Source organism: Nitrobacter vulgaris, assembly GCF_002028545.1.
Lineage (GTDB): Bacteria > Pseudomonadota > Alphaproteobacteria > Rhizobiales > Xanthobacteraceae > Nitrobacter > Nitrobacter vulgaris.
This window is the reverse complement of record NZ_MWPQ01000008.1, coordinates 1-3308: the sequence shown is the minus strand read 5'-3', so window position 1 is coordinate 3308 and position 3308 is coordinate 1. Positions and strand designations below refer to the sequence as shown.

At 53.2% G+C, this 3308-nt stretch carries 2 protein-coding genes; both read right to left on the bottom strand.

What is annotated here, in order from left to right; translation table 11 throughout:
• Nucleotides 1-52: 52 nt before the first annotated feature.
• Nucleotides 53-1960 (bottom strand): DEAD/DEAH box helicase family protein, encoded by a 1908-nt coding sequence (locus B2M20_RS03035; RefSeq protein WP_244553400.1) that lies wholly within the window; start codon nucleotides 1958-1960, stop codon nucleotides 53-55.
• A 10-nt stretch (nucleotides 1961-1970) separates the two neighbouring features.
• A complete protein-coding gene (locus B2M20_RS03030) occupies nucleotides 1971-3194 on the bottom strand; it encodes a site-specific DNA-methyltransferase (protein ID WP_079445629.1) in 1224 nt (407 codons plus the stop codon).
• Between the last annotated feature and the right edge of the window lie 114 nt (nucleotides 3195-3308).

Below are 3308 nucleotides of genomic sequence, written 5' to 3'. Positions count from 1 at the left end.
TTAGCCAAAAGCAATCGCGACTCATCAAAGGCCTCCTGTCCGAGACCGTGAATCACAAACTCAGCGCCGAAGGAATCACTTTTATGGGTCCCGACCCTAGTTCGGCATCAGTTCCATCCGCTGCCCGCCTCACGAGCTTCGCAAAGGCGATCTTTTCGACCCTTCCGAACTTGATGCCGAAATCCTCCTCGAATTCGGTCTGAAGGGTGCGGGCAAAGTCCTCATACGACTCGTTGGCGATGACGGTCAGGCGATTGATCGTCTCGTCATGAACGCGCTCGCCGGTCTCATTGACAGGCAGGCGCAAGCCGCGCCCGATTTCTTGCCGCTTGCGCTCGGCTGATTGAGTCTCGTTCAGGGTGCAAATCTGGAACACATTCGGATTGTCCCAGCCCTCGCGCAGGGCGGAGTGGGAGAAGATGAAGCGCAGTGCAACGTTGGGATCGAGCAGCCGCTCCTTGTCGCGCATGATGAGGCTGTAAGTGTCATCATCGTCCGCAGTGTTCCCGCGTGTGTCCTTGGCATGGCCCTGCTTGTCCTGCGAGAAGTAACCGTTATGAACATCGGCAACGTCGAACGGGATGAGTCCCTTGTAGATGGGCTTCGCGGTGAATTCCTTATATGCCTCTTCGAACCACTGACCGATCTTGCCGAGGCTGGTCGTCCCGTCCTCATTGTAGATGCGGTAATTGGCGACGCTGTCGACGAAGAACAGCGAAAGCACCTTAATGCCCTTGCCCTTCAGGGCGCGTTCCTTCTTCAAATGCTGCTCAACAGTCTCAAAGACCTGAGCCTTCATAATGTCGTCGCCAAGCCCGCCGACTTCCTTTCCCAGCCCGAGGAACCGTCCCTGATTGAATTCGATATATTCCGAGCCGGGAGTGCAATCGATGTTCTGGACGATGTAGCCGTCGCGATAAGCGTCGCGTTCGTCCGACTTCACATACAGGTCGTCGCCCAGCTTAACCCATAGCTTCACCGGCTTCGGGCCTGAAGCACCTTCCTTGTGAATTTCCAAGCGTGCGCGAATACCATTCGTATTATCTGTGCTTATCAGCTTCACATAAGAATCATTGAAATTATCATCCGACCGTACGGATGCGACTTCAATCCGCTTCACGAGCCGTAGGTCGTAAGCCTTGATAGGGTCGAGCTTGTATAGAAGATTGTATGGATTGCGATGCGTCGCGCTGTAACGCAGCGTTGCCATTGGATTGAGGTTCGCAATCGCACGGCGCGATTTCTCGGTCGTATCGACGCTCTGCGGCTCGTCGATGATGACGATGGGGCTTGCCGCCTGAATGAACTCGATGGGCCTGCGGCCCGACATGCGGTCATTCTCACGGTTGATGACGTTGAGCTTCTTCAACTCGTCCTCAGTCATTTCCGAGAGGTCTTTATCGGCAACGTCCTTCTGGAATGACTGGATGTTAATAACCATGATCTGAATCTGATTGCTGGTCGCGAACTGCCGCACTTTGCCGAGACGCTTTGAGTCATAAACAAAGTGATCGAAAGGCGCGTTGTCGTAGAGCGTGTGGAAGTGCTCCTTCGTCACATCGATGCTCTTAAGCACGCCCTCGCGAATGGCGACACTCGGAACCACTATGATAAATTTCTTGAAGCCGTACGTCTTATTCAGCTCAAAGATCGTCCGAAGATAAACGTAGGTCTTGCCGGTGCCGGTCTCCATCTCTACTGAGAACTCGCGCCCATCAAGCGCAGCTACCTTCTCGATCTCGTTAACTTCCTGAACGGCGCGGACGTTTGCGAGAATCTTTTCATCGCCAATGTTGAGCTGATTGCCCAGCCCCAGCTCCGTCTGAAACAGACCGCCAATCTGAAGTGACTGAAACGCCATAGCGCCGGTCTGCACGAAGGGTTGCCCTTCGAACGCGCTGACAACGGCGTTGACCGCATCCTGCTGGTACTGAAGTGAGGGATCGAACTTGAGCTTCATGTTCTATCCCTCAAACCGTCTTGAAGACGATTTCAGACTCTTCGGCCTGAGCACGAGCCTTGAAGGTCTGCACAGCGTTCGTCTTAAGCTGGTCATTGCCCTTGAAGCCTTCGTCCAGGCAGATGACCTGGAGCGGGTTGGCCTCCGCGAGCGCGTCCATCAGGTTTGGCGTAATCTCCTTTTCGAGGCAAACAAGCAATGCTCCTTCGGCAATGGAATACACTTGCTTCCCCGCTAGCTCGATGACCGATACGCCGGTGTCGAGCGAGAATCCGGACTTCAGCAGGATTTCGTAGAGCACGTCGTCAGCGCTGCTCGCTTTCGACAAATGATCAACGTGCATCTCAATCTGGCTCCCCACGTCCTCGTTGGAACTGCTTCCTCCGTTCCATACGCGGAAGTTGGATCGATCAAGCGTAAATGCTTTGAAGCCAAGGTCCGGCTTTAGAGAGCCTTCAAGTTTTAGCTGAGTGTTTTGCTCGCCTGCGACCTTTTTACCCGCCAGAGCAATACGCCTGCGCGCAATGTCGGCAATTGTCTTAAAGCCAGCGTCGAATGCAGGAGTATTTGGCAGCGTAGGCTCCGGAAGCTGCACGAGGATGAAACGTAATCTTCGCCCCTCGGTCCGATTCAGCTCCATAACGGCCTGAGCAAGCGAAGCCGAGCCCGCAAAAAAGTCTAGCACTATTTCATCTTCATTCTTTGACGTCGCAATTTCGAGTATGCGTTTGAGCATTCGCACTGGTTTCGGCGTGCTGAAAATCTTCTTACCAATTAGCTCGCCCGTTTCCTTCTGACCCTCATCATTGTGACCGACCTCTCGAAAATCCCACCAAGTCGAGGGAACAACTCCGTCTTGGATTTCCGTCAAAAATCTTTTAATTCGAGGTTTTTCGTAAGATTGATCCGGTCCCCAGTAGAGCCGATTATCACTATCGAGCTGTAAATGCTTTTCCTTTGAGTATCGCCAGACCGCGTTCTCGTCCGGCCATACGTCCAATCCGGTTTTTGGATGCTTGATCGAATACCAGAGCGTCGGCCTTTCGTATTTGGACTTATTGCTTACATAATTGTCGGAACTCCAGTCGCCGCGAGGATCAGCATCGATATTTTTGTACCTATCCAGTTGCTTGTCTGTGCGGGGCAAAAGGTTGCGCTGAAAATCTTCCGAGGCTTGGAAAACAAGAATGTGATCGTGCATCGGGGCTATGCCCGGATCATTGTCATTCGGCATGCAAAATTGACCCCGTAAGCCGGGGGATCGGCGTCCAAAATTGACCCCCTACAGGTTGGCTGTTGCGCTGCCTGCTTTGTCATGAAGCAGGTGGTCGGGGATGCTGATCGTGGA

Bases quoted from the DNA above. Each gene is read 5' to 3' on its own strand.
- B2M20_RS03035 (WP_244553400.1), bottom strand. From the start codon at position 1,960: ATGAAGCTCAAGTTCGATCCCTCACTTCAGTACCAGCAGGATGCGGTC.
- B2M20_RS03030 (WP_079445629.1), bottom strand. From the start codon at position 3,194: ATGCCGAATGACAATGATCCGGGCATAGCCCCGATGCACGATCACATT.